The sequence below is a fragment of the Rhodococcus sp. USK10 genome, from assembly GCF_019378875.1.
Classification (GTDB): Bacteria; Actinomycetota; Actinomycetes; order Mycobacteriales; family Mycobacteriaceae; genus Rhodococcus_F; species Rhodococcus_F pseudokoreensis.
In genome coordinates, this window is sequence record NZ_CP076048.1 from 6,802,007 (window position 1) to 6,827,158 (window position 25,152).

General features: G+C 69.0%; 20 protein-coding genes. 13 read left to right on the forward strand and 7 right to left on the reverse strand.

Translation table 11 applies throughout. The annotated features are described in order from the left end of the window. The first annotated feature begins 86 nt into the window (after nt 1-86). Nucleotides 87-2,570, forward strand: a complete 2,484-nt coding sequence (gene pcrA / locus I1A62_RS38145) for a DNA helicase PcrA (protein WP_206005973.1) — start codon at nt 87-89, stop codon at nt 2,568-2,570. 73 nt (nt 2,571-2,643) lie between these two features. On the opposite strand, the gene I1A62_RS38150 is transcribed toward pcrA, so the two are convergent. After that, entirely contained in the window at nt 2,644-3,705 is a 1,062-nt protein-coding gene (locus I1A62_RS38150) for a M23 family metallopeptidase (RefSeq protein WP_219457465.1), read from the reverse strand. Between the two features lie 231 nt (nt 3,706-3,936). Between I1A62_RS38150 and I1A62_RS38155 the strand changes: the two genes are divergently transcribed. From I1A62_RS38155 to sucD, 3 genes are all read left to right on the forward strand, one after another. Continuing rightward, nucleotides 3,937-5,886 carry a hypothetical protein gene (locus I1A62_RS38155; RefSeq protein ID WP_219457467.1) on the forward strand — a complete coding sequence of 650 codons (1,950 nt, stop codon included), beginning with the start codon at nt 3,937-3,939 and terminating at the stop codon, nt 5,884-5,886. 169 nt (nt 5,887-6,055) lie between these two features. Further along, nucleotides 6,056-7,225, forward strand: coding sequence for an ADP-forming succinate--CoA ligase subunit beta (gene sucC, locus I1A62_RS38160; protein ID WP_124389199.1), 1,170 nt, complete (start codon nt 6,056-6,058; stop codon nt 7,223-7,225). A 15-nt stretch (nt 7,226-7,240) separates the two neighbouring features. Further along, nucleotides 7,241-8,143, forward strand: a complete 903-nt coding sequence (gene sucD / locus I1A62_RS38165; RefSeq protein ID WP_005238543.1) for a succinate--CoA ligase subunit alpha — start codon at nt 7,241-7,243, stop codon at nt 8,141-8,143. Nucleotides 8,144-8,203: 60 nt separating this feature from the next. On the opposite strand, the gene I1A62_RS38170 is transcribed toward sucD, so the two are convergent. Beyond that, the gene (locus I1A62_RS38170; protein WP_219457468.1) at nt 8,204-8,830 is read right to left on the reverse strand and encodes a YigZ family protein; all 627 of its coding nucleotides are present in this window, start codon (nt 8,828-8,830) and stop codon (nt 8,204-8,206) included. 123 nt (nt 8,831-8,953) lie between these two features. Between I1A62_RS38170 and I1A62_RS38175 the strand changes: the two genes are divergently transcribed. From I1A62_RS38175 to purH, 4 genes are all read left to right on the forward strand, one after another. After that, a complete protein-coding gene (locus I1A62_RS38175; RefSeq protein ID WP_219457470.1) occupies nt 8,954-10,027 on the forward strand; it encodes a DUF5336 domain-containing protein in 1,074 nt (357 codons plus the stop codon). Between the two features lie 111 nt (nt 10,028-10,138). Further along, nucleotides 10,139-11,701, forward strand: coding sequence for a DUF6350 family protein (locus I1A62_RS38180; protein ID WP_219461660.1), 1,563 nt, complete (start codon nt 10,139-10,141; stop codon nt 11,699-11,701). A 43-nt stretch (nt 11,702-11,744) separates the two neighbouring features. Beyond that, nucleotides 11,745-12,425: a phosphoribosylglycinamide formyltransferase gene (purN, locus tag I1A62_RS38185; protein ID WP_083395586.1), complete on the forward strand. Its 681-nt coding sequence runs from the start codon at nt 11,745-11,747 to the stop codon at nt 12,423-12,425. Further along, the gene (gene purH / locus I1A62_RS38190) at nt 12,418-13,974 is read left to right on the forward strand and encodes a bifunctional phosphoribosylaminoimidazolecarboxamide formyltransferase/IMP cyclohydrolase (protein ID WP_087558700.1); all 1,557 of its coding nucleotides are present in this window, start codon (nt 12,418-12,420) and stop codon (nt 13,972-13,974) included. The genes purN and purH overlap by 8 nt, the downstream gene beginning before the upstream one ends. Nucleotides 13,975-14,031: 57 nt before the next feature. Here the strand turns inward: purH and I1A62_RS38195 are convergent, their stop codons facing one another. Then, nucleotides 14,032-14,265: a hypothetical protein gene (locus tag I1A62_RS38195; protein ID WP_072937320.1), complete on the reverse strand. Its 234-nt coding sequence runs from the start codon at nt 14,263-14,265 to the stop codon at nt 14,032-14,034. A 495-nt stretch (nt 14,266-14,760) separates the two neighbouring features. On the opposite strand from I1A62_RS38195, the gene I1A62_RS38200 reads away from it, so the two are divergent. Further along, nucleotides 14,761-15,858, forward strand: coding sequence for an N-acetylmuramoyl-L-alanine amidase (locus I1A62_RS38200; RefSeq protein ID WP_219457472.1), 1,098 nt, complete (start codon nt 14,761-14,763; stop codon nt 15,856-15,858). Here I1A62_RS38200 and I1A62_RS38205 read toward each other — a convergent pair whose 3' ends face one another. Next, a complete protein-coding gene (locus tag I1A62_RS38205) occupies nt 15,859-16,824 on the reverse strand; it encodes an alpha/beta hydrolase (protein WP_219457473.1) in 966 nt (321 codons plus the stop codon). Nucleotides 16,825-17,004: 180 nt separating this feature from the next. Here I1A62_RS38205 and I1A62_RS38210 point away from each other — a divergent pair, with 180 nt between their 5' ends. The 3 genes from I1A62_RS38210 (at nt 17,005) to I1A62_RS38220 (ending at nt 20,748) form a co-directional block, all read left to right on the forward strand. Further along, nucleotides 17,005-17,316 carry a hypothetical protein gene (locus tag I1A62_RS38210; RefSeq protein WP_124389204.1) on the forward strand — a complete coding sequence of 104 codons (312 nt, stop codon included), beginning with the start codon at nt 17,005-17,007 and terminating at the stop codon, nt 17,314-17,316. 73 nt (nt 17,317-17,389) lie between these two features. After that, nucleotides 17,390-18,775, forward strand: a complete 1,386-nt coding sequence (locus I1A62_RS38215) for a sigma 54-interacting transcriptional regulator (protein ID WP_015889399.1) — start codon at nt 17,390-17,392, stop codon at nt 18,773-18,775. Then, nucleotides 18,775-20,748, forward strand: a complete 1,974-nt coding sequence (locus I1A62_RS38220) for a VWA domain-containing protein (protein WP_124389205.1) — start codon at nt 18,775-18,777, stop codon at nt 20,746-20,748. Before I1A62_RS38215 ends, I1A62_RS38220 begins: the two co-directional genes overlap by 1 nt. A 50-nt stretch (nt 20,749-20,798) precedes the next feature. Here I1A62_RS38220 and I1A62_RS38225 read toward each other — a convergent pair whose 3' ends face one another. Together I1A62_RS38225 and I1A62_RS38230 are read right to left on the reverse strand one after the other, a co-directional pair. After that, nucleotides 20,799-21,824: an agmatine/peptidylarginine deiminase gene (locus I1A62_RS38225; RefSeq protein WP_124389206.1), complete on the reverse strand. Its 1,026-nt coding sequence runs from the start codon at nt 21,822-21,824 to the stop codon at nt 20,799-20,801. Beyond that, nucleotides 21,824-22,804 carry a nitrilase-related carbon-nitrogen hydrolase gene (locus I1A62_RS38230; RefSeq protein ID WP_219457475.1) on the reverse strand — a complete coding sequence of 327 codons (981 nt, stop codon included), beginning with the start codon at nt 22,802-22,804 and terminating at the stop codon, nt 21,824-21,826. Before I1A62_RS38230 ends, I1A62_RS38225 begins: the two co-directional genes overlap by 1 nt. A 191-nt stretch (nt 22,805-22,995) precedes the next feature. Between I1A62_RS38230 and I1A62_RS38235 the strand changes: the two genes are divergently transcribed. After that, a complete protein-coding gene (locus tag I1A62_RS38235) occupies nt 22,996-23,607 on the forward strand; it encodes a TetR/AcrR family transcriptional regulator (RefSeq protein WP_015889403.1) in 612 nt (203 codons plus the stop codon). Here the strand turns inward: I1A62_RS38235 and I1A62_RS38240 are convergent. Continuing rightward, nucleotides 23,567-25,147 carry an APC family permease gene (locus tag I1A62_RS38240; RefSeq protein ID WP_219457476.1) on the reverse strand — a complete coding sequence of 527 codons (1,581 nt, stop codon included), beginning with the start codon at nt 25,145-25,147 and terminating at the stop codon, nt 23,567-23,569. The genes I1A62_RS38235 and I1A62_RS38240 overlap by 41 nt on opposite strands. Nucleotides 25,148-25,152: the final 5 nt, after the last annotated feature.

Genomic DNA, 25,152 nt, shown 5'->3' on the forward strand with positions numbered 1-25,152 from the left:
AACATGTGTACCAGTTTGCCATGGCGGCACCGCGCAGGCCAAGCCGCTGTGACGCTGTCGGTACACGCCGGTAAGTTTGATAGTTGATGAACACTATCTCCGGCACCGCTTCTCCCCTGAGCGCCGAGTCGACTCCGCCCGCCGCCGCGCCTGCGCGCACGGGGTCCGACGCGCTCCTCCAGGGCCTCAACCCACCGCAACGGGAAGCGGTCGTGCACGCCGGATCTCCGCTGCTGATCGTCGCCGGCGCGGGCTCGGGCAAGACGGCTGTGCTCACCCGCCGCATCGCCTATCTGCTGGCCGAGCGGGGGGTGATGCCCGGGCAGATCCTGGCCATCACGTTCACCAACAAGGCCGCCGCCGAGATGCGGGAGCGGGTCGCCCACCTCGTCGGCCCCCGGGCCAACAGCATGTGGGTGTCCACGTTCCACGCGAGCTGTGTGCGGATCCTCCGGGCCCAGGCGGCGCTGCTTCCGGGCCTCAACTCGAACTTCTCGATCTACGACGCGGACGATTCGCGGCGACTGCTGACGATGATCGCCAAGGATCTGAACATCGACACCAAGCGCTACTCGGCGCGGCTGCTCGCCACCCACATCTCGAATCTCAAGAACGAGTTGATCGACCCGGAGCAGGCGAGCGCCGACGCCGACAAGGAGCCGGCGGAACTGCCGCGGCTGATCGCCAAGGTGTACGGCCACTACCAGCAGCGGTTGCGGTCGGCGAACGCACTGGACTTCGACGACCTGATCGGCGAGACGGTCGCGATGCTGCAGGCGTTCCCCCAGGTGGCCGAGTACTACCGCAGACGGTTCCGGCACGTGCTGGTCGACGAGTACCAGGACACGAACCACGCCCAGTACATGCTGGTGCGGGAACTGGTCGGCGGCATCGCGGACGGCGAGGACGCGGACCATCGGGTCACCCCGGCCGAGCTGTGTGTGGTGGGCGACGCGGATCAGTCGATCTACGCGTTCCGCGGCGCCACGATCCGCAACATCGAGGAGTTCGAGCGCGACTACCCGGACGCCCGCACCATCCTGCTGGAGCAGAACTACCGCTCCACCCAGAACATCCTGTCGGCGGCCAACTCGGTGATCTCGAAGAATACCGGCAGGCGGGAGAAGCGGCTGTGGACGGATTCGGGTGAGGGCGAGCTCATCACCGGGTACGTCGCGGACAACGAGCACGACGAGGCGTCGTTCGTGGCGTCCGAGATCGACAAGCTCGTCGATTCGGGCGATGCCAAGTTCGGTGACGTCGCCGTCTTCTACCGCACCAACAACTCGTCCCGCGCGCTCGAAGAGATCTTCATCCGGCTCGGCGTTCCGTACAAGGTCGTCGGCGGGGTGCGGTTCTACGAGCGCAAGGAGGTGCGCGACATCGTCGCGTATCTGCGGGTCCTCGCCAACGAGGACGACACGGTCAGCCTGCGCCGGATCCTCAATACCCCGCGCCGCGGCATCGGCGACCGCGCGGAGGCGTGCGTCGCCGTCCACTCCGAACAGCGGGGCATCAGCTTCGCCGAGGCGCTGCGGGACGGTGGGGAGGGCCGGGTGCGGCTGCTCAACACCCGCTCCCAGAAGGCCATCGCGTCGTTCCTCGAGCTGATGGACGGACTGCGGGTGCTGATGCCGCCCGAGACCACGGCCGACGACATCGTCCCCGACCAGCTCGGCGACATCGGCGATGTCGTGGAGGCGGTTTTGGAGCGGACGGGCTACCGCGCCGAACTCGCGGCGAGCAGCGACCCCCAGGACGGGGCGCGCCTCGACAACCTCAACGAACTCGTCAGCGTGGCGCGGGAGTTCAGCTCCGACGCGCGGAACGCCGCCGGACTGGTGGAGCCGACGGAGGACGGCGACGTCGACGCCAGGGACGGCGAACCCGACCCCGGTTCCCTCGCCGCCTTCCTCGAGCGGGTGTCCCTCGTCGCGGACTCCGACCAGCTACCCGACAACGACGAGGGCGTCGTCACGCTGATGACCTTGCACACCGCGAAGGGGCTCGAGTTCCCCGTCGTCTTCGTCACCGGGTGGGAAGACGGCCAGTTCCCGCACATGCGGGCGCTCGGCGACCCCGCGGAACTGTCGGAGGAGCGGCGGCTCGCATATGTGGGCATCACCCGGGCCCGTCAGCGGCTGTACCTGACGCGGGCCGTCATGCGATCGGCGTGGGGTCAGCCCATCCAGAACCCGGAGTCGCGGTTCCTGCAGGAGATCCCGTCGGATCTCGTGCACTGGCGTCGCGAGGACCCGGGCCCCCGCATGGGTTCCGGTGGCGCGATCGGCGGTGGCCGCGCGCGCGGATCGGGATACGGGCAGGGGTTCGGCGGCGGTTCCGGTTACGGCGGCGGGTCGGCGAGCACCCCGAGCTTCGGCGCCGCGCGCTCCCGCAACAACAACCTGGTCCTCGCGGTCGGCGACCGGGTCAGTCACGACAAGTACGGCCTCGGCACGGTCCTCGAGACCAAGGGAGCCGGGCCGACCGCGACGGTCACCATCGACTTCGGCAGCGCGGGCAAGGTCCGGCTGATGCTGATCGGTGGCGTCCCGATGATCAAGCTGTAGCGACACGAAACACGACTGCGGCGCATGCAATGCATGCGCCGCAGTCGTGTTGTGTTCGGGGGTGGTGCGGAGATCAGTCCATCTCGGGGCCGAGGCTGATGCCGCGGGAGGCCAGCCAGGGCAGGGGATCGATCTTGTTCTCGCCGGCGAGGTGCACCTCGAAGTGCAGGTGCGGGCCGGTGGAGAAGCCGCGGTTGCCGACGGTCGCGATCTGGTCGCCCGCCATGACCTTCTGGCCGACGGTGACGGTGGAGGTGTTGATGTGGCCGTAGACGGTGATGGTGCCGTCGGCGTGCTTGAGGCGGACCCACATGCCGAACCCGGAAGCCGGACCCGAGTCGATGACCTCGCCGTCGGCGACGGCCACGATGGGGGTCCCGATGGGGGCGGCGATGTCGACGCCCGCGTGCAGGGTGCCCCAGCGGGTTCCGAAGTTGGAGGTGAAGGTTCCCACGGCGGGGAGGACGAACAGGGGGCGGCGGGCAGCGGCTTCGCGGGCGGCGCGCTCTTCGCTGAAACGCTGTCCCTTGGCGAGCAGGTTGCTGAACTGCGACAGGTCGGTCGGGTTCGCGATGTTGAGGACCTGCGGGGCGCTCGAATCGGCGGCGGCGGTGTCGGCGACCGTGGAGTACTGCGCGGCCTGCGGCTCTGCGGTGGTCCCGATGGCGCTCGACTCGTCACTGGCGAGGGCGACCTCGGAGTGATCGGAGGAGCTGGACGATCCGCTGGTGACTGCGGCCTGGCCTGCGGCGACTACGGCGCCCGCTGCGACTGCGAGGACAGCGGCGCGGCCTTTGAGAGCTGAGGGGGGAGTCGGGATGCGGTGGGCTCCGCGGCGGGAGTGGGAGGGTGCGCCCTCGAAGGACTCGGAACCGCTGCGGGGGATGAAGCCGGGGATCTCGGACTCGGTGTCGACGGTCTCGATGCCGTTGCCGGTGTCGACGCTGTCGTGGGTGGAGCGTGTGGACTGCGAATTGCGGAAGAACATGCTGGAAATCTCAGAACTAGCGGTCTCGGGATAATGCTCGACCGACTGTGGGGGATACGTGGGCGCGACTTCGTCGTTGTGACCCCGCAACTCGTCATCGTGGTGACTCACAAAACGGCTGGCCGTGAACTGGCTGCGATGGTGCATACGCCCGTCCGTCCTCCTGCTCGTGACCTGCCTGTGACTAAGACCTTGGCGACGGTAACGAAACGGTTGCGATGCGCGCAACCTGTAACGCAGAGGAACGGCTACATGTGACCGGCATCACAAACTGAGCTGGGGAAACGTCGAACCCGCCTTTCGTCTCGGTTCAATCTCGCCCGTGCGCACGCGTGTCACAACCCGGGGGAAGCGGTGGGTAAGGGCTAGCGTCGGCCTGTGGCGTCATCAACTCGATCCCCGGACGGGCGCAGGGCCGAGCCCGAACGCATTCCTTCGTCCGGCGGCACCGGCTTGACGGCCGTCGACGAGCCCGATCCCGTCCGCGCGCGCCGGGGGACCGTGCTCGCGGTCGTGCTGGGCATCGTCGGAGGTCTGGGAGTGGCGTCGGCGCCCGTCCTGCAGGCCGTCCGCGCGGTCGACGGGGCGGCAGCGCCGGCCGCGATCGGCGCGGCCGCGGTGTGGGCCGCCGTCTTCGCCGTCGCGGCACCGGTTCTGGCCGTTCCCGCGGTTCTCGCCCGCCGCACCGCGGTGGCCGGGGCATTGCTGGCCGGTGCAGGCGCCGTGTCCGTCGGCGCCGCCGTCCTCGACACGCAGCTGTGGTCGGATGCCATCGACGCGAACCGGCTCGAACTGTTCCGGCCCGACACGGCAGCCGAATTGGCCGCCGGGACCGGCGCCTACGCCGCCCTCGCCGGGCACGCGTTGATCGCCTTCGCGGGCCTGCTCGGCATGGTCGCCGTGCACCGGGCTTCCCTGATGGACGGGTACGGCGACGCCCGCAGCGCCGAACAGGTCGGGCGCGCGACGGGCGCCCGCATCGGCTTCCTGCCGTCCGCCGTCGCGGTGGCCGCCGCCGTCGTCCTCGTCGGCGCGCTGTTCGCTCCCGCCTTCGTGTCCGAGGACCCCGTCATCCTCGTCCCGACCGTCGTCGAGTCGGACCTCGCCGCGTCCGCGGGCGCCGGGATCCTGGCGGCGGCCGTCCTGATCGTCGTCGCCTCGGCGCTGGCCTCGATTTCGCCCCCCGTCGCGTCCGGTGCGCTCGTCGGGGCAGGCCTGGCCGCGCTCGGCGTGGTCGGGACGCGTCTGGTCGCGGGACTCGCCGCCGGCGAACGGATCCAGCCCGGTCCCGGCGCGGTGTGGGGGACCGTCGGCGCCGGGCTCCTGGTGCTCGTCGGCGTCTGCATCCCGATGATCGACCGGACCCGCGACGGCAGGATCCTGAAGACACTCGCCGCCTCGCCGTCCGCGCCGGCGCAGGGCGGCCCGGCCAAGCCGGGGGCGGTCACCCCGTCCGCGAAGGGCGTCGCCAAGGCGGCGCTGCGAGCCGAGGCCGCCGCGGCGCGCGCCCGGATCGCGCGATGGCACGTCGCTGCCGGGGCCACCGGAATCGTCACCGCCCTACTGGCCGCCGCCGGGGCGCTGCTCCCCGTCCTCGACATCCCCGGCGACACGGCACGCCCCGACGTCTACGCCACCCGGGTCGTGCTGGTTGCCGCCCTCGTCCTCGTCGTCGGGTGTGTCTGGCTGCTGCTGTCGGAGTTCGCGTCCGCCGTCCGGCCCGCGGTCGGGGTGCTGTGGGTGACGATCCCGTACTCCGTCGCAGCCGTGTCGCAGTCCGTGGTGCTCGCCACCGACGTGCCGGGAATCGGCGCCGGAACCGGTGCCGTACTGCTGTGGTGCGCGGCCGTCACCGCGGGTGTCACCGGGGTGCTCACGTGGTTCGCGGGCTCGGCGGAACGCGAGGAGATCGACACGTCCGAGGGGCCGTCCACCTCGACCGCGGTCCTCGCGGTCGGCGGGCTCGGTGCCGTCGCCGCGTTCGTCGGACTGGGACTGCCGCTCTTTCGCGGGACCGACGCACGCGGCGACGAGTACGCGCCCGCGTCGTTCGCGGAGGTCCCGTGGAACCTCGACGTGTGGGGGCGGGTGCTGCTCGGCGCGGCGGTCGTCCTCGCAGTGATAGTTGCCTCACGTGCCCGGCCCGCCAGGGCGGTCGCATTGTTGCTCGGTTCGGCCGTTGCCGTGGGGGTATACCTCGTGTCGTGGCCGCTGACCGTCGCCCGTGTCACCGACCCCGAAATGGGGGCCGGTGTCGTCCCGGCAACGGTGGGCATAGTGTTGATTGCGGCTGCCGCGGCCCTCACTGCACGCCGCAGAAATCGGTGAGGTCCGCCCCGTTTGCAGCGGTGAGGCCCGCCTCAGTGCGTGATATCGCGTGATGTGGACCACATAGCAGACACGCGGGCGCAGAGCGGGCCCGGCAACTGGTTAAAGTCCAAAACAGACCCGCTCCTACCCCTCGAGCGGGTGTCAACGCAGACGAGACGGTGAGCAGATGGATCTCTTCGAATACCAGGCGAAGGAACTCTTCGCCAAGCACGAGGTGCCGACTTCGGCTGGGCGTGTTACCGACACGGTGGCCGGCGCACGCGAGATTGCCGAAGAAATCGGCAAGCCAGTGATGGTCAAGGCGCAGGTCAAGGTCGGCGGCCGCGGCAAGGCGGGTGGCGTCAAGTACTCCGCCGACGTCGATGCAGCGCAGGCCAACGCCGAGGCGATCCTGGGCCTCGACATCAAGGGTCACGTCGTCAAGAAGCTGCTGGTCGCAGAGGCGAGTGACATCGCCGAGGAGTACTACATCTCCTTCCTGCTCGACCGCACCAACCGCACCTACCTGGCCATGTGCTCGGTGGAGGGTGGCGTCGAGATCGAGGTCACCGCCGAGGAGAACCCCGACGCACTCGCGAAGATCCCCGTGGACGCCGTCAAGGGCGTCGACCTCGCGTTCGCGCGCAGCATCGCCGAGGCAGGAAAGCTGCCCGCCGAGGTGCTCGACGCAGCGGCCGTGACGATCCAGAAGCTGTGGGAGGTCTTCATCAACGAAGACGCTCTCCTCGTCGAGGTCAACCCGCTCGTCCGCACGCCCGGTGACGAGATCCTCGCGCTCGACGGCAAGGTCACGCTGGACGAGAACGCCTCGTTCCGCCAGCCCGGCCACGAGGCGTTCGAGGACCGGGACGCCACCGACCCGCTCGAGCTCAAGGCCAAGGAAAACGACCTCAACTACGTCAAGCTCGACGGCGAGGTCGGCATCATCGGTAACGGCGCCGGCCTGGTCATGTCGACCCTGGACGTCGTCGCCTACGCAGGTGAGAAGCACGGTGGCGTGAAGCCCGCCAACTTCCTCGACATCGGTGGCGGCGCCTCCGCAGAGGTCATGGCGAACGGCCTGGACGTCATCCTGAACGACGCGCAGGTCAAGAGCGTGTTCGTGAACGTTTTCGGTGGCATCACCGCGTGTGACGCGGTCGCCAACGGCATCGTCGGCGCCCTGAAGACGCTGGGTGACGAGGCCAACAAGCCGCTGGTCGTCCGCCTGGACGGCAACAACGTCGAAGAGGGTCGTCGTATCCTCGCCGAGGCCGCCCACCCGCTGGTCACGGTCGTCGGAACCATGGACGAGGCTGCCGACAAGGCCGCCGAGCTGGCCTTCGCCGCAAAGTAAAGGGACTTAAATCACATGGCTATCTTCCTGACCAAGGACTCCAAGGTCATCGTCCAGGGCATCACCGGTGGCGAGGGCACGAAGCACACCGCGCTGATGCTCAAGGCCGGCACCCAGGTCGTCGGTGGTGTCAACGCCCGTAAGGCCGGCACCACCGTGACCCACGACGGCGGCGTCGAGCTGCCCGTCTTCGGCACCGTTGCCGAGGCCATCGAGAAGACCGGCGCGGACGTCTCCATCGCGTTCGTTCCCCCGGCCTTCGCGAAGGACGCCATCGTCGAGGCCATCGACGCGGAGATCCCGCTGCTCGTGGTCATCACCGAGGGCATCCCCGTGCAGGACTCGGCGTACGCCTGGGCGTACAACGTCTCCAAGGGCAACAAGACCCGGATCATCGGACCCAACTGCCCCGGCATCATCACCCCCGGCGAGTCGCTGGTCGGCATCACCCCGGCCAACATCGCAGGCACCGGCCCGATCGGCCTCGTGTCGAAGTCGGGCACGCTGACCTACCAGATGATGTTCGAACTGCGTGACTTCGGCTTCTCCACCGCCATCGGCATCGGCGGCGACCCGGTCATCGGCACCACCCACATCGACGCCATCGAGGCGTTCGAGAAGGACCCCGAGACCAAGGTCATCGTGATGATCGGTGAGATCGGCGGCGACGCCGAAGAGCGTGCCGCCGACTACATCAAGGCGAACGTCACCAAGCCGGTCGTCGGCTACGTGGCGGGCTTCACCGCCCCCGAGGGCAAGACCATGGGCCACGCAGGCGCCATCGTCTCCGGTTCCTCGGGCACCGCGCAGGCCAAGAAGGACGCCCTCGAGGCTGCCGGCGTGAAGGTCGGCAAGACGCCGTCCGAGACCGCTGCGCTCGCTCGCGAGATCCTGCAGAGCCTGACCGTCCAGGCCTAGGCCCTCCGGGCCCGTGCGTGGTTGACGAGTCCACAGACTCGTCAACCACGCACGGGTCGTTCAGGCGTCGACCCACATCTCCCCGGCCGGATCGAGCGTCCCCGTCCCCGACGTGACGGCAGCGACCAGATCGGCCAGCTCCGCAGTGTCCCGCGCCGCGAGGGTGAGGACCGCGGATTCCGCGTAGGCCGTGTCCACCACGACGACGCCCCGCCCCCGCAGTTCCGACTCGACCCGTCCCGCCTCGGCGTGGCCGACGGCGAGGGTGTGCAGGTGGCGACGCTCCCTCCGCACGAGCGGTGCGGCATCGACGGCGGCCGCCACCGCGGCCGAGTAGGCGCGCACCAGTCCGCCCGCCCCCAGCTTGATCCCCCCGAAGTACCGGGTCACGACGACCGCGACGTCGACGAGGTCGCGGGCCTTGAGCACCTGCAGCATCGGAATGCCCGCGGTGCCACCGGGTTCGCCGTCGTCGTTCGCGCGTTCGACCCGGTCGCTGGGCCCGTTGCCGACGATGAACGCCGAACAGTGATGTCGCGCATCGGGATACGCGCTACGTCGATCCTGGACGAAAGCCTGTGCCGCCTCGGCGTCCTCGACGCGCCGCAGGGCCGCGATGAAGCGTGAATGCTTTACCTCCGTCTCGAGCGTGAGATCGGCGGCGCGGGGAGCGAGGGTGTACGGCACCGGACCATTGTCTCCTGCCCTGATCCCGGTGCTGCGTGCCGCGAGTGACGGCAGTGACCGACGGGTATCCGTACGCTAGCGTCGGAAGAGCGCACGCAGACCACTTGTCGACTAGGAGAAGTCATGACGTTCACGCCCGGCGGGCCGAATTACGGTCCGCCCGCGCAACCGACTGCAGGGGGAGAATCGAAAGGCCTGGGCTTCTTCCTCCTGATCGGTGTCGCCGTTCTCGGTGTCCTCAACCTACTGCTCGGGTTCGCCCCGTACGCCACCTTGGCGCGAGAGTCCGTGAACTCGTTCGAAGCGAACACGGACGGACTCGGACTGCTGTTCCTCGGTGGTCTGCTCGCGGCGGCGTCCCTCCTCCCGAAGCAGTCCTATGCGGGTGCGGCCGCGGCGGCGTCCGTCGCGGGCTGGGTCGTTGCGTTGTTCGTCTTCCTGAACGTCGACGCGGATTCCGGTTGGGGCGCAATCCTCATCCTCGTTCTCGGATTCATCCAGTCGGCCGTGGCCGTGGCAGCCGTGCTGTTCGACATCGGCGTCCTGAAGCAGCCGGCGCCCAAGCCGGCCGCAGCCGCGGGCTTCGGTCAGCCCGGCCAGACCCCGCAGGGGTACGGCCAGGGCGCCCCGCAGGGATACGCGCAGGGTCCGCAGCAGTCCTACGGACAGCAGCAGCCGCAGGGCTACGGCCAGAGCGCCTCGCAGGGCTACGGGCAGCAGAGCCAGTCGCAGCCCGGCTACGGGCAGCAGAACCAGCCCGGTTATGGCCAGCAGGGTTACGGCCAGCAGGGCCAGCCCTCGCAGAGCCAGCCCGGCTACTCCCAGGGCTACGGGCAGCCCCAGCAGCCGGGCTACGGAGCGGCGGGTGCGGGTGCCGGCTCCGCGTCGTTCGACGCCCCGACCACCGCCTACCAGCAGCCGCAGTACCAGGGGTACTCGCAGCCGTCGACGCCCTCGCAGCCCACCGGAACGCCCAGCTCGCAGTACCCGGCCGGGACCAGCTACGGTTCGGCGCAGCACGCGGCGCCGGCGTACGGGTCGCAGCCCGAATCCTCGCCCGTGGAGCGCACGCTGGAGTACGGCGAGCAGCCCTCTACCGAGGCGAAGCCGGCCGAGTCGGCCGAGAAGTCCGAATCGGAGGGGTACAGCGCGCCCACGCAGGCGTTCGACGCGCGCGCCGACAGGGACGACAAGTAGCGGTCCATCCAGCAGGTGGCCTCTGACCGAACCTGGTCGGAGGCCACTTCTGTGCGGCGCGCCTGACCGCTGTCGCGGCGTCGGAGTGCCACTCTCGAGGGGATGAGTTCATTGGTTGATCGTGCTCAGCGCGTCGCACAGGGTGCACGACGGCGAGCCGTCCGTGATGACGAGCGGCGAACCGTCCGTGATGACGAGCGGCGAGCCGTCCGTGACGATGCGCGGCGAGCCCCGCGACAGCGTCCGGTGCCCGACGCCGACGAGATGCGGGCGCTGCTCGCGGTCGCGTTCCGGCCCGCGGGGGTCACGATCGTCCTGCTGTCCGCGCTCATCGTCGTCACGCTGGTGGCGGCGAACAGCGACCTCACGGGAACGTTCGGTGCCATCGCGGCGTCGTGGCTGGCGATTCACCAGGTGCCGTTGACGATCGACGGCACGTCCCTCGGTGTGCTCCCGCTGATCCCGACGGCGGGGATGATGTGGGTGGTCGCCCGTGGGTGCGCGGCGGCGGTGCATCCGGAGTCCTCGCGGCGGCACGCTCTGCAGGTGATCGGCGCTGCGGTGGCCGGACCGCTGGTCGTGACGGCTATCGCCATCGCGGTCATCGCGGACGCGTCGGCGGTCATCCCGCTGTCCTCCCCGAATGCGCTCGCCGCGTTCGGGTGGGTGCTGGTGGTGCACCTGCTCGCGGCGGGGATCGGTGTGACGGTCGCGATGTGGCCCACGCTCGGTGCGCAGGTTCCGTCGTGGGTCCGGGACGCGGTGCGGCCGGGACTGCGCGCGTTGGCGGCGATCGTCGGTGCCGGTGCGGTGCTGGTCACGATCTCGCTGTTGCTGGAGTGGTCCACGGTCGGGTCGCTGCTCGAACGCGGCGACGGCGTCGTCGGAGCGCTCGGACTGACGATCCTGTCCGTGCTGTACCTGCCGAACGTGGTGGTGGGCGCGGCGGCCGCCGTCGTGGGCGGGACCGCGCAGATCGGGGACGTCTCTGTCAGCGTGTTCGGGAACGTCGGTGGTTCGCTGCCGCCGTTGCCGCTGCTCGGCGCGGTTCCCGACGGGGTGTCGGGTGGCGCCTGGCCGGCGTTGCTGGTGGTTCCGCTGCTGATCGGTGTGATGCTCGGACGCGACTGCGGACGTCGCGTCGCCGGGCAGGAAGCGCTCTTCACCGTGCTGACCGCCGCCGCGGGTGTGGGTGTGGTGACGGCGGTACTCGGACTCGTGTCCGGCGGCAGGCTCGGCGCGTTCGGAACGGTCGAGCTGAACTGGTGGGCGTTCGGGCTGCTCACGTTCGCGTGGCTCGGACTCGCGGGCGCGGTGACGGCGGTGGTCGTCGCCTGGCACCGCAGCCGGGGCGAAGACGACGAGGCCGACACGGAGGACGAGGAACCGCACCTTCCCGGCGCGGAGGAGGTTCCCGCGATCGCCGCCCCGATCACCGAGGAGCCGGAGGTCCCGGCAGCCGCTTCCGGCCGGGTGATCGAGGCCGAACTCGTCGACGACACCGAAGCGCCCGCGGCCCCCGTCGCACCGCAGGACACCGACGCCGAGGCCGAGGTCGTGGTGGATGCCGAGGTCGAGGAGGATGCGGCGACGGCAGAACCCGAGGGGTCTGGGAAGGCGGGCGAGGCCCCGGAAGCCGACCTGCCCCGCGGGCCCGCAACCCCCAGCGACTAGGCTCTTGGTCGGTCGACGATGCGACCGCCCCCTTTCGATTCGATTGTTCAGGAGTAGAGCGCTGACTTCCTCGCGTGACCACCTGGGGCCCACGACCACTTCGCCGGTCGCGTCCGCGCCAGCGCGGATCGTCGTACTCGCCTCCGGTGCGGGAACCCTCCTGAGATCGTTGATCGACGCAACCCACACCGACGGGTATCCCGCCGAGATCGTCGCCGTCGGCGTCGACCGCGACTGCGACGCCATCCGGCACGCCGAGTCCGCGGGCATCACCCACTTCCGGGTCGGGCTCCGCGACCACGCCGACCGGTCCGCCTGGGATGTCGCGCTGACCGAGGCCGTCGCGTCGCACCAGCCGTCGCTCGTGGTGTCGGCCGGATTCATGAAGATCCTCGGCCCCGCCTTCCTGGACCGCTTCGGCGGTCGCATCATCAACACGCACCCCGCGTTGCTGCCTGCATTCCCCGGCGCGCACGCGGTCCCGGATGCGCTGGCCTACGGCGTCAAGGTGTCGGGATCGACGGTCCACCTCGTGGACGCGGGCGTCGACACCGGACCGATCCTGGCTCAGGAGCCCGTGCCGGTGCTCGACGGCGACGACGAGTCGACCCTGCACGAGCGCATCAAGACTGTGGAGCGACGGTTGTTGGCGGACGTCATCGCCGCTGTCGCCACCCGTGGAGTTGTTTCCGATGGACGAAAGGCCGTGATCCCCAGTGAGTGAACGCAAGGCAGTACGCCGAGCGCTCGTCAGCGTCTACGACAAGACCGGTCTGGTCGAACTGGCTACGGGCCTGCACAAGGCAGGCGTCGAGCTGGTGTCGACAGGGTCGACCGCAGCGAAGATCGCCGACGCCGGCATCCCGGTCACCCCCGTGGAGGCGCTGACGGGCTTCCCCGAATGCCTCGAGGGCCGGGTCAAGACCCTGCACCCGCGGGTGCACGCCGGCGTCCTCGCGGACACCCGGAAGCCGGAGCACCTCGCGCAGCTCGAGGAACTCGGCATCGAGGCGTTCCAGCTGGTGGTCGTGAACCTGTACCCGTTCACCCAGACCGTCGCCTCCGGTGCGACCCCCGACGAATGCGTCGAGCAGATCGACATCGGCGGTCCGTCCATGGTGCGTGCCGCCGCGAAGAACCACCCGTCGGTGGCCGTCGTGGTCGATCCCGCTCGCTACGACGACGTGCTCACCGCGATCGCCGACGGCGGTTTCACGCTGCCCGAGCGCACCGCCCTCGCCGCGCAGGCGTTCCAGCACACCGCGTCGTACGACGTCGCCGTCGCGAGCTGGATGACGTCCACGCTGGTGGACAGCGGCGACTCGCAGTTCCCCGAGTGGGCAGGCGCCACCTGGGACCGCTCGGCGGTCCTGCGGTACGGCGAGAACCCGCACCAGGCCGCGGCCCTTTACGTGAACTCCGCCGCCCCGGCCGGTCTGGCGCAGGCCGAGCAGCTGCACGGCAAGGAAATGTCGTACAACAACTACACCGACGGCGACGCGGCGTGGCGTGCGGCGTTCGACTTCAGTGAGCCGGCCGTCGCGATCATCAAGCACGCGAACCCGTGCGGCATCGCGGTCGGAGCCGACATCGCCGAGGCGCACCGCAAGGCACACGCCTGCGACCCGGTCAGCGCGTACGGCGGAGTCATCGCCGCGAACCGCGAGATCACCGTCGAGATGGCCGAGCAGGTCGCCGAGATCTTCACCGAGGTGATCATCGCCCCGTCCTACGCGGACGGCGCGCTCGGTGTGCTGCAGCGCAAGAAGAACGTCCGCGTCCTTCTCGCGAAGGCGCCCACCGCGACGGGAATCGAATTGCGTCCCGTGTCCGGTGGGGCACTCCTCCAGGAGCGCGACGTGCTCGACGCCGAGGGCGACGACCCCGCCAACTGGACCCTGGCCGTCGGCGACGCCGCCGACGAGCAGACCTTGAAGGATCTCGAGTTCGCGTGGCGCGCGTGCCGTTCGGTGAAGTCCAACGCCATCCTGCTCGCCTCCGACGGTGCGTCGGTCGGCGTCGGCATGGGCCAGGTCAACCGCGTCGACTCCGCGCACCTCGCGGTGCAGCGGGCCGGTGACCGGGTGGTCGGGTCGGTGGGCGCGTCGGACGCGTTCTTCCCGTTCCCCGACGGACTGCAGGTGCTCGCGAACGCCGGCGTCAAGGCAGTCGTGCAGCCGGGTGGTTCCGTCCGCGACAACGAGGTGATCGATGCGGCCAAGGAAGCCGGCATCACCATGTACCTGACGGGTGCGCGGCACTTCGCGCACTAGGGTTCGGCTTTTATCTCGAACGGGTCTCGGCATCGCGCCGGGGCCCGTTCTGCGTCGTCAGGCGGCTGCGGCCCCGTGCGCGCGGCCGGTGCCCTCGAGTTCACGCGGCGAACCGGTGATGACCACGCGGGCGGCACCGCGACTGCGGACCTCGCTGATCAGTTCGCCCAGGCCGGCCTCGTGGGCGGCGTCGCAGTGCGACAGGTCGAGGGTGACGGCGTAACCGGTGAGGTCGTCCGGCAGGTCCAGATACGGGGGAGAGGTGGACAGTTGGTTGATGCGAAGTTTCATGTGGTGCTCCTGAAGGTGAAAGGTAAAAGAAAAGGCACCCGAGGGGTTTGCCCTGGGTGCCCGAGAACGACTTGGTTGAGTCTCAACGTTCTCGGGGTGCGCCGTACTTGGTGATGTGCTTGTCGGCGGAGCATCGACGCCATGCGGGTACGGATGCGAAGAGCGCGTGAAGCTGCATCATGGCCGTACCTTTCTGCGTGTCGTTGCTGGTTGGTAGATGACCGTACAGCACCGGTTGAGGGTTTGCACCTCCATTATCCGGCCACTGCGCAGGAAGGCACGGTTGAGCAGCGAGTCTTCGCCCAGAGTTGCCGTCCCGTTCACATCCGCACCTCGTCCGTCGAATCCCACCACTTTGGTTACAGGTTGCTTTCGATCCGGACTCGAGCAGCACGAACGCGCGGTGCAGCTGATTCACTCGGGGCTGATGTGACTCGAGTGGCACCTGTGGAAGGAGAGTGGCGCCCGGACTGCGACGGTGCGCCCATCCCCGTTATGAACCGTTTTGCGATCAAGGCCGGCCTCGGCGCCTGCGTCCTGGGTGCGTCCGTGCTCATCCCTGCTCAGGTGTCGGCGGAACCCGCGGCGACGGCGACGGGCACCGAACTGTCCGGGATGACGGTGTTCCTCGACCCCGGACATCAGGGTTCCAGCGAGGGTCACGACCTCGCGCAGCAGGTCAACGACGGCCGCGGAAACACCAAGGACTGCCAGACGAGCGGCATGACGTCGCTGGGCGGCGTACCCGAGCACACCATCAACTGGAACGTCACCCAGCTGGTGAAGAGCAGCCTCGAGAGCCTCGGCGCGAAGGTCGTCCTGAGTCGTCAGGACGACACCGGCTGGGGCGGGTGCATCGACGAAAGGGCTCGTGCGGCAAGCGAATCGAACGCCGATCTGGCAGTGAGCATCCACGCGGACTCGACGGCCCAGGGTGAGGACGCGGGCAAGCACGGGTTCCACATGATCATCCCGTCGCTGCCCATCCCCGACGAGAAGGCGGACGCGGCGCAGTCCGGCGGCGGGCTCGAGGCGTCGAAGATGATGCGCGACGCCTACAAGTCCGACGGCTTCGTACCTGCCAACTACGCCGGCGTCAACGACGGCCTGCAGACCCGCGCCGATGTGGCCGGTCCGGCACTGACCCAGGTTCCGCTGGTGTTCGTCGAGATGGGCAACGGGTCCAACAAGGAAGACTCCGCGCAGCTGGAGAGCTCCGACGGCCAGTTGAAGCACGCCATCACCATCACGACGGGCATCGTCACCTACCTGCTGACGGGCTCGGAGACGGCGCCCGCCCAGGAGCTGGCCGCAGCGCCGGCCGCGACCACGGAACCCGAGGCGAGCGAGGACAGCGCGTCGTCGACCACCACCACCACCCCGAAGGCGACCACCCCGAAATCCACGAACCCGAAGTCGACGGCGCCGGACTCGGCGCAGCTGTCCGAGCTGATGGAGATGCTCGCGCCGCTGCTCGAGGTCCAGGGACTGGACGGCCTGGAGGACCTCGTCAACGACAAGAACCTCGGGCTCGTGTCCGATCTGGCGAGCACGTTGCTGGCCGTGATCACCGGGGCCGGCGGGGGCAACTGATCACAGCGACGCGATCCACCTGCCGAACGGTTCGGTGAACTCCGCCGAGTAGGGCAGCGGTTCCACGTAATCCGGTCCGGTGGACGGACGGTCGCCGACGTCCTTGAGGACGTGATTGGCGTTCGTCATCCGCACCGGCGTCAGCGCGGTGTGCGCGAGGGCGTCGTTCAGGCCGTCGACGTCCGCGAGTTGCACCTGAATGTCCTTGGCGGAGCAGCTCGTGAGAACCGGGAAACCGGCGGGCAGCCGGCCGGCCAGTGCGCGGGGGTCGAGGGCGTCCTCCTCCGCGAGCGCCTTGGCGTTGGCATGGACCAGCCCGGCGTTCTGCAGGGGCTCCGGCAGGTCGTCGGGGATCGTGCCCGACGTGCGGAGCGATTCGACGGTGTCCGCGAGCGCGAGTCGCAGTTCGTCGGCCAGCTCCACCGGCAGCTGTCCGGCGCCGACGACGGCATCGAGCTGTCCGTGGATCTGCGTGGTGAGCAGGTCGAGGAGCCGGACGCTGAGCGGTTCGAGCAGTCCGACGGCGCGCACCCGCGACTCGTTCTCCGCGGTGGCGAGCGCGAGGGCGACGAGACCGCCGTCGCTGTGTCCGATGACGATCAGCTGCGACGCGTCGACCCCGGGTTGGGCGGCCAGGAAGTCGAGGCCGGCGGACGCGGCGTCGACGAAGGTGGTGAAGCCGAGACCGCCGACCTCTTCCACCTCGTACGGACCGAGGGCGGTTTCGCCGCTGCCGATCTTGTCGTAGCGCAGGCTCGCAAGTCCGTGCTGTTCGAGCACGTCGGCGAGGTGGCGCAGGGTTCCGATGTCACCGGGGAGCAGGGCGCTGTCGCCGTTGCGGTCGGTCGGACCGCTGCCGGCGAGCAGCAGTGCGGCGGGCGCCGACCCGTTCGCGTCGGCGGGGGTGCGGAGGCTGCCGTAGTAGGTGACGGCACCGCTGGCGAAGGTGATCTCGGTGTCAGGCATGGGGACTGTCTACCAGTTCACGTCGCGCGCAGTCGCCTGGTCATGGCAGGCAGGCATCGCGGCTGAGATCTCAGAGAAGCATCACAGAACTCACAAATTCGGCGATTAGCGTCAGCATCACCAGTTGTTCCAACGGATTACGTCCGAGAAGAGCTCCCGACTCCAGGAAGGTGCCGCATCATGAACGTCGTACAGTTGACCACCGGTGATTTCGTCGCCGCCATGTTCTCCCTCGACTTCGTCGACGGCGGGTTCCGCCGGGAGGCCGTCGAGCGGATTCACCGGGGCGCGATCGACGAGTGGGTGACTGCGCTCACCGGGTCGGGTCTGTTCTCCAACCGCGCGGTCGCGAACGTGGTCCGGGCGTGGCGCGGCGATCCGCGACTCCTGCTGGACTCGCTTCTGACGGAGGCCGGCCCGGCGACGGTCGAGCAGTACCGCGCCGCGTGGAGCGAGTTGGACGCCGCGTCGTCGTACGCGGTTGCGGCGTAGGCGCGCAGTGCTCAGGCGGGTCGGCGCGCATTAACCGCGTGCCGATTCGCCCGAACCCTCGTAGCGTGGAGTGGTGACGTCATCGGAACACAGACCTTCCACCGTCGGCGAGCTCCGCGAGTCGGGCCACGTTCAACGCACCGTCAAGGAAGAGATCCGCGAGAATCTGCTCGCGGCCCTACGCGACGGTCGTGACCCGTGGCCCGGCATCGTCGGTTTCGAGGAGACGGTGGAACCGCAACTCGAACGGGCACTCATCGCAGGTCACGACGTGGTGTTGCTCGGCGAACGAGGTCAGGGCAAGACCCGCCTCCTCCGCACCCTCAACCTGCTCCTCGACGAATGGACCCCGGTGATCGCCGGTTCCGAACTCGGGGAGCATCCCTATGAGCCCATCACCCCGGCGTCGATCCGCAGGGCGCAGGAACTGGGCGACAGCCTCCCCGTCGCGTGGCGGCACCGCAGTGAGCGGTACTCGGAGAAGCTCGCGACCCCCGACACGTCGGTGGCTGACCTCGTCGGCGACGTGGATCCGGTGAAGGTCGCGGAGGGTCGCAGTCTCGGCGACCCGGAGACCATCCACTTCGGTCTCGTTCCCCGCGCACACCGGGGCATCGTCGCCATCAACGAGTTGCCCGACCTCGCTGAACGCATCCAGGTGTCGCTGCTCAACGTCATGGAGGAACGCGACATCCAGGTCCGCGGGTACACCCTGCGGTTGCCGCTGGACGTTCTCATGGTGGCGAGTGCGAACCCGGAGGACTACACGAACCGCGGTCGTATCATCACCCCACTGAAGGACCGGTTCGGTGCCGAGATCCGGACGCACTACCCGACGCGTCTCGACGACGAGGTCGCGGTCATACTCCAGGAGGCGCACCTCACCGCGGAGGTGCCCGAGTACCTTCTCGAGATCCTGGCCCGGTTCACTCGTCTGCTCCGCGAGTCGACGTCGGTGGATCAGCGGTCGGGGGTGTCCGCGCGCTTCGCGGTGGCGGGCGCCGAAACCGTCAGTGCGGCTGCGGTGCATCGCGGCGCGGTCCTCGGTGAGGCCGACCCGGTCGCGCGGCCGGTCGACCTCGAGACCGTCGTCGACGTGCTGCGGGGCAAGGTCGAATTCGAATCCGGCGAGGAGGGGCGTGAGATCGAGGTCCTCGAGCACCTGCTCAGGCGGGCGACGGCCGACACGGTCCGCACCCGGCTCGGCGGCATCGACCTCGCGGAACTCGTGGACGCCGTCGAACAGGGTGATCCGGTGGTCACCGGCGAACGGATCACGGCGAAGGCGCTGCTGAACGAGTTGCCCGAACTCGAGGTCCTCGACGTGCTCGCGGAGCGTCTGGGCGCGGAGTCCGACGGCGAGCGGGCCGCGGCGGCCGAGTTCGCCCTCGAAGGGCTGTACCTGGCGCGGCGGATCTCCAAGAACCCGGACATCAACGGGCAGACGGTGTATTCGTAATGTCCCGCAAGGCGGAACGCGGGCCGCACAATGCGCGGTACGGGCCGTACGAGGGCGGTGATCCGCTGGCGGCGCCGGTGGACCTGCGCGAGGCCCTCGCCGCGATCGGCGACGACGTGTTCGCGGGCAGTTCGCCGCGGCAGGCGTTGCGCGAGATGCTGCGGCGCGGCAACCGGGACATGCGCGGGCTGGACGAGCTTGCGGCCGAGGCCAATCGGCGCCGCCGCGAGCTGCTGAAGCGGAACAACCTGAACGGCACCCTCGAAGAGGTCCGGGAACTCCTCGACCGCGCGGTACTCGAGGAACGCAAGACGCTGGCCCGCGCGCTCGACGACGACGCCCGCTTCTCCGAGATGCGCCTCGAGGAACTGTCGCCGTCCACCGCGCAGGCCGTGCAGGAACTCGCCGACTACGACTGGCGCAGTTCCGAAGCCCGCGCCGACTACGAGAAGATCCGCGACCTGCTGGGCCGCGAGATGCTGGACCAGCGGTTCGCCGGCATGAAACAGGCACTCGAGGGCGCCACGGAAGAAGACCGCGAACGCATCCGGGAGATGCTCGCCGATCTCAACGACCTACTCGACAAGCATTCCCGCGGCGAGGACACGCAGGAACAGTTCGACGAGTTCATGGACAAACACGGGGAGTACTTCCCCGAGAACCCGCGCAACGTCGAGGAACTGCTCGACTCGCTGGCGCAGCGCGCGGCGGCGGCGCAGCGGCTGCGGAACTCGCTGTCGCAGGAGCAGCGCGACGAACTCGACGCGCTGGCGCAACAGGCGTTCGGCGATCCGTCGCTGATCGGACAGCTGGACCGCCTGGACCAGCACCTACAGGCCGCGCGCCCGGGCGAGGACTGGCAGGGCGCGCAGCGGTTCCGCGGCGACGACGGCATGGGCCTCGGCGAGGGCACCGGGGCGTTGCAGGACATCGCGGAACTCGAGTCGCTCGCCGAGCAACTGTCGCAGCAGTACGCGGGCGCGCAACTCGACGACATCGACGCCGAAGCCCTGGCCCGGCAACTGGGCGACGAGGCGGCGGCGGATGCGCAGACCCTCGCCGAACTCGAGAAGGCCCTGCGGGACCAGGGATTCTTCGACCGCGGGGCGGACGGTCAGTGGCGGCTGTCGCCCAAGGCGATGCGCCAACTCGGTCAGACCGCCCTGCGGGACGTCGCGCAGCAACTGTCTTCGCGTGGCGGGCAACGGGAGACGCGGCGCGCCGGGGCGATGGGGGAGCCGACGGGAGCGTCCCGCGAGTGGGCGTTCGGCGACACCGAGCCGTGGGACGTCACGCGCACGATCACCAACGCGGTGCTGCGGGCGGCGTCCGATCCGGTCGAACGCGGTCGCGTCCCCGTCCGGTTGTCCGTCGCGGACGTGGAGGTGATGGAGACCGAGCAGCGGTCGCAGGCGGCGGTCGCGTTGCTGGTCGACACGTCGTTCTCGATGGTGATGGAGGGGCGGTGGGTGCCGATGAAACGCACCGCCCTCGCGCTGAACCACTTGGTGAGCACCCGGTTCCGCAGCGACGAACTGCAGCTGATCTCGTTCGGCAGGCACGCGCAGGTGCTGACGCCGTCGGAGCTGGCAGGCCTGGACGGCGCCTGGGATCAGGGCACCAACCTGCACCACGCGCTGCTGCTGGCCGCCCGGCATCTGCGCAGGCACCCCAACGCGCAGCCGGTGGTCCTGATCGTCACCGACGGTGAGCCGACGGCGCACCTCGAGCCGGACGGCTTCGCGTATTTCGACTACCCGCCGAGCGCCCGGACCCTCGGTCTGACGGTCCGGGAACTCGACACCCTCGCCCGGCTCGGCGCCCACGTCACGTTCTTCCGGCTCGGTGAGGATCCCGGTCTCGCGCGGGTGGTGGACCGGATGGCCGAGCGGGTCGGCGGACGCGTCGTGGCGCCCGGTCTGGACGGTCTCGGCGCCGCCGTCGTCAGCGATTACATGCGTCGCAGGCGCTGACCCGTGAGTACTTGTCAACCGCCGGCGGTTAACAAGTACTCACGGGTGCGTCAGCGCACAGCGGCGGGCTGGTGCTGGGTGATGCAGTGGATGCCGCCGCCGCGCGCGAAGAGCGGGCGGGCGTCGACCGGCACGACGGTGCGTCCGGGGTAGGCGGCCGACAGGATCGCGACCGCTTCCTCGTCCGCGGGATCGTCGAAGCTGCACGCGATGACGCCGCCGTTGACGACGAAATGGTTGATGTAGCTGTAGTCGACGAAGCCCTCCTCGTCGCGCAGGACCTGCGGCGCGGGGACGGTGATGATCTCCCACGACTCACCGCGGGCGTCTGTGGTCTGCTTCAGCACGTCGATGACGGCCTTGCTGACCTCGAAGTCGGGGTGCTCGGGGTTGCGCTGATCGTGCACCAGGACGACGCCGGGCGACGGGATGGCCGCGACGATGTCGACGTGCCCGCGGGTGCCGTAGGTGTCGGAGTCGCGGGTCAGCCCGCGCGGCAACCAGATCACCTTGGTGGCACCGATCGTGCGGGCGAGTTCCGCCTCGATGTCGGCCTTCGACAGGTCCGGGTTGCGGCCGGGGTCGAGTTGCACGGTCTCGGTCACCAGCACGGTGCCGAGGCCGTCGACCTGGATGCCGCCGCCCTCGTTGACGATCGGCGAGTCGACGAGTTCGGCACCGGACCGCTCGACCACCAGGGCGCCGATCTTCGAGTCCTTGTCCCACTGGGCCCAGTCCTGGCCGCCCCAGCCGTTGAAGATCCAGTCGACGCCGCCGAGGCGTCCGTCCTCGGACAGCACGAACGTGGGTCCGATGTCGCGCATCCAGGCGTCGTTCAGCGGTGCCTCGACGATGTCGATGTCGGCGGACAGGTACTCCGCGGCCGCCGGCACCTCACCGGGATCGACGACGACGGTGACCGGTTCGAATCGGGCGACCGCGTGCGCCACCTCGGCCCACGTGGTGCGCGCCTCGTGCTGCTCCTCGGGGGTGTCGCCCAGGGAGTAGCCCGCACTGGGGTAGGCCATCCAGGTACGTTCGTGCCGTTCGCCTTCCGCGGGCATGCGCCAGGTCATCAGTTCCTCCCGAACGGGGACGCGTGATCGACGGGCTCGGTGAGGACGCCGTACGTGTCGGGGCGGCGGGTGGCCAGGAACGGGAACAGCGCCAGCCAGTCCTCGCGCTGCTGAAGGTCGAGGTCGGCGACCAGCACCGCGGATTCGTCGCGCGGGGCCTGCGCGAGGATGCGGCCGTAGGGATCGGAGATGAACGACGAGCCGTAGAACGTGATGAGGCCTTCGCCGCCGTGGCGGTTGGGCACCACCATGAACGTGCCGTTCGCGATGCCGTTGCCGACGATCACCTGCTGCCACAGCGGCTGGGTGTCGAACTGCGGGTGGTCGGGCTCGGAGCCGATCGCGGTGGGGTACACCAGGATTTCGGCGCCGCCGAGCGAATAGGCGCGGGCGACCTCGGGGAACCATTCGTCCCAGCAGGTGGGGAGTCCGAGCTTGACGCCGCCCAGTGCCTCGGCGGTGTGGACCGGGTACGGGTTGTCGGCGGGGCCGCCGCGGAAGTAGGTGTCCTCGTAGTAGCCGGCGGTGACGGGAATGTGCAGCTTGCGGGTGTGCGCGAGCAGTTCCCCGGACGGGGCGACGAGGATGGCGGTGTTGAAACCGAGTCCGTCCTCGTACTGCACGCCGTTCTCGGAGTCGTTCCGCTCGTACAGGGACGCGTGGACGAGGACGCCGTGTTCGGCGGCGGCCTTGGCGGCGAAGGTGAATGTGGGTCCCGTGAGGAGGTCCTCGGCCTGGCGGCCGGGGTTGTCACCGCCCTCGACGAAGGCGGGGTACCGGCTGAGGGTGAGTTCGGGGAGGAACACCACGCGCGCCCCGAGCTTGGCTGCCGCGGCGATGCCCTCGTCGAGTTCGGCCCGCAGATCCTGCTCGTTCTCGTGCCAGCGGTGCTGGACGAGGCCGACGCGGAGCGGGGTGCGTCCGGTCTCGCGCGTCCTCGACAGGGACTCGGGAGGGGTGAGGGCGGTGATCGTCAACATTGTGATTCCTCGGATGTTCGGTTCGGCGAGCGCCTAAAACGAATTGGATTCGTTAAGTATGGTGGGTAAACGCTCGGCGATCAAGGGGCGGGGAGCGAAGATTTCGATTCCTTCGGTATCCGCCCTGGTCGCCGCTACGGCGGCGCCGAGGCGCGCGTCGCCGGTGACATACACCGACCAGGAGGGCACCCATGCCACGGCCATCACAGCGACTGCTGTCGCCGGAGATCATCACCGAAGCCGCGATGCGCATGGTGGACCTCACGGGTGATTTCACGATGCCGGGTCTCGCCGAACGGCTGAAGGTCCGGCCCTCCTCGCTGTACAACCACGTGTCCGGGAGGGCGGAGATCATCGAACTGATGCGTGCCCGCATGATGGCGGGCATCGTGGTGGCGGACCCCGACGGCAAGTGGAGCGAGACGGTGGCCGGCCTGGCGCGCGAATATCGGCGCAACTACGCCGAGCATCCTCGGCTGATTCCTCTGTTCACCGCGCACACAGTGCAGTCCGGTGTGGCATTCGCTCTGTACAACGCTCTGGCACAGGCGTTCTCGGACGGTGGCTTCACGCCCGAGGAGATTCTGCACGCCATCACGACGGTCGACAGTTTCGTGCTGGGGTCGGCGCTGGACCTCGCCGCACCCGAAGTGGTCTGGGCGACCGCGCCGGAGGCGAACGAGTCCATGCGAGCCGCCCTGGCCACGTCCGGGCCGAACCCCGGACGGGCGGATGCAGCATTCGAGTTCGGGCTGCGGACGCTTATCGCTGGCTTGGTGGCGCAGGCTCCGAACGAGCCGTGAGATCGCCCTCGTCCCGCAACGCCGAGGTGTCGCGGTTGAGGGTCTTGCCCTCGAAGAACGCGGGGCTGCGGAAGCGCATGATCATCATCAGCACGGCGCCGAGCAGGAGGATGCCGAAGCCGAGGAAGAAGACGAGCCCGATGCCGCCGATGGAGGCGCCGCTCGCGTTGTCCGGGTTCATGCTCTCCTCGATCGAGATCACGAACACCGCGAGCAGCATGAGGCCGCCGAGGAGTGGGAATGCGAACCGGAAGACGATGTTGCGGAAACTCGTGAACAGGCTGTCCCGGAAATACCAGACACACGCGAACGCCGTGATGCCGTAGTACCAGCAGATCATGATGCCCAGAGCGGCGATCGTGTCGAGCAGCGTGCGCTCGGACAGGAACGTGACCACCGTGTAGAACACCGCGGTGACGACACCGGCGACGACCGTGGCATACGACGGGACCAGGAACCGGGGGCTCACGTCGGCGAGCTTCTTGGGGAATGCGCCGTAGGCGCCCATGGCGAGCATGGTCCGCGCGGCCGGCAGGAACGTGGTCTGCAGGCTCGCGACCGAGGAGACGAACACCGCGAGGAACAGCAGCATGCCGCCCCAGTTGCCGAGCACCGGATCGGCGAGGGCGCCGAAGACGTTCTCCGAGTTGTCCGGGTTGCCCAGTCCGAGACCGTCCTCGCCGACGCCGGCGTACATCATCGCGGCGACCGACACGAGCAGGTAGGTCAGCAGAATCGTGATCACGCACAGCAGTCCGGCGCGACCGGGGGTCTTCTTCGGGTTCTTCGACTCCTCGCCCAGTGTCAGGCAGGTGTCCCAGCCCCAGAACGCGAAGATCGAACCCGTCAGGCCGATCACGAACGCGCCGACGGCCAGTCCCGTGAACGGGTTGAACCAGCTCAGGTCGAACGACAGCCCGGCGGGGGCGTCCCCGTTGCCGACGTGGACCAGTGCCACCACCGCGAACGCGATGAGCAGGACCATCTGGAAGCCGACGAGCGCGAACTGCAGCTTCTCGCTGGTGGTGATGCCGCGACTGGCGATCCACGTGGCGAGCGCGATGAAGAGCAGGGTGGTGCCCACATTCACGAACTTGTTGCCGGGCAGGTCCGCGATGCTCGGTGCGTCGAACAGTTTCGCGATGAACAGATAGAAGAACTGGACCGCGATCGCCGCGAGGTTCGAGAGCACGATGATCGTGGCGATCACCATGCCCCAGCCGCACATCCAGCCGACGTACGGTCCGAACGCCTTCGTCGACCACGTGAACGACGCACCGCAGTCGGGTGATTCGGAGTTGAGCTCACGGTAGGCGTACGCCGTGAGGAACATGGGAATGAAGCCGGCGATGAAGATGGCGGGCATCTTCAGCCCGACCGCCGCGACGATCAGTCCGATGCTGGCCGTCAGCGTGTAACCCGGTGCCACGGAGGAGATCCCGAGGACCGCCCCTGCAAAGGTCCCGACCGCACCGGTGGCCAGCCCTTTGGTGCTCACGGCAACGCCGGCCGACGCCGGTGCGCCTTCGCTGTTCGTCATGTCTG

Coding starts and splice junctions, on each gene's coding strand:
- pcrA (WP_206005973.1), top strand. CDS start 87: ATGAACACTATCTCCGGCACCGCTTCTCCCCTGAGCGCCGAGTCGACT.
- I1A62_RS38150 (WP_219457465.1), bottom strand. CDS start 3,705: ATGCACCATCGCAGCCAGTTCACGGCCAGCCGTTTTGTGAGTCACCAC.
- sucC (WP_124389199.1), top strand. CDS start 6,056: ATGGATCTCTTCGAATACCAGGCGAAGGAACTCTTCGCCAAGCACGAG.
- sucD (WP_005238543.1), top strand. CDS start 7,241: ATGGCTATCTTCCTGACCAAGGACTCCAAGGTCATCGTCCAGGGCATC.
- I1A62_RS38175 (WP_219457470.1), top strand. CDS start 8,954: ATGACGTTCACGCCCGGCGGGCCGAATTACGGTCCGCCCGCGCAACCG.
- I1A62_RS38195 (WP_072937320.1), bottom strand. CDS start 14,265: ATGAAACTTCGCATCAACCAACTGTCCACCTCTCCCCCGTATCTGGAC.
- I1A62_RS38200 (WP_219457472.1), top strand. CDS start 14,761: ATGAACCGTTTTGCGATCAAGGCCGGCCTCGGCGCCTGCGTCCTGGGT.
- I1A62_RS38205 (WP_219457473.1), bottom strand. CDS start 16,824: ATGCCTGACACCGAGATCACCTTCGCCAGCGGTGCCGTCACCTACTAC.
- I1A62_RS38210 (WP_124389204.1), top strand. CDS start 17,005: ATGAACGTCGTACAGTTGACCACCGGTGATTTCGTCGCCGCCATGTTC.
- I1A62_RS38220 (WP_124389205.1), top strand. CDS start 18,775: ATGTCCCGCAAGGCGGAACGCGGGCCGCACAATGCGCGGTACGGGCCG.
- I1A62_RS38225 (WP_124389206.1), bottom strand. CDS start 21,824: ATGACCTGGCGCATGCCCGCGGAAGGCGAACGGCACGAACGTACCTGG.
- I1A62_RS38230 (WP_219457475.1), bottom strand. CDS start 22,804: ATGTTGACGATCACCGCCCTCACCCCTCCCGAGTCCCTGTCGAGGACG.
- I1A62_RS38235 (WP_015889403.1), top strand. CDS start 22,996: ATGCCACGGCCATCACAGCGACTGCTGTCGCCGGAGATCATCACCGAA.
- I1A62_RS38240 (WP_219457476.1), bottom strand. CDS start 25,147: ATGACGAACAGCGAAGGCGCACCGGCGTCGGCCGGCGTTGCCGTGAGC.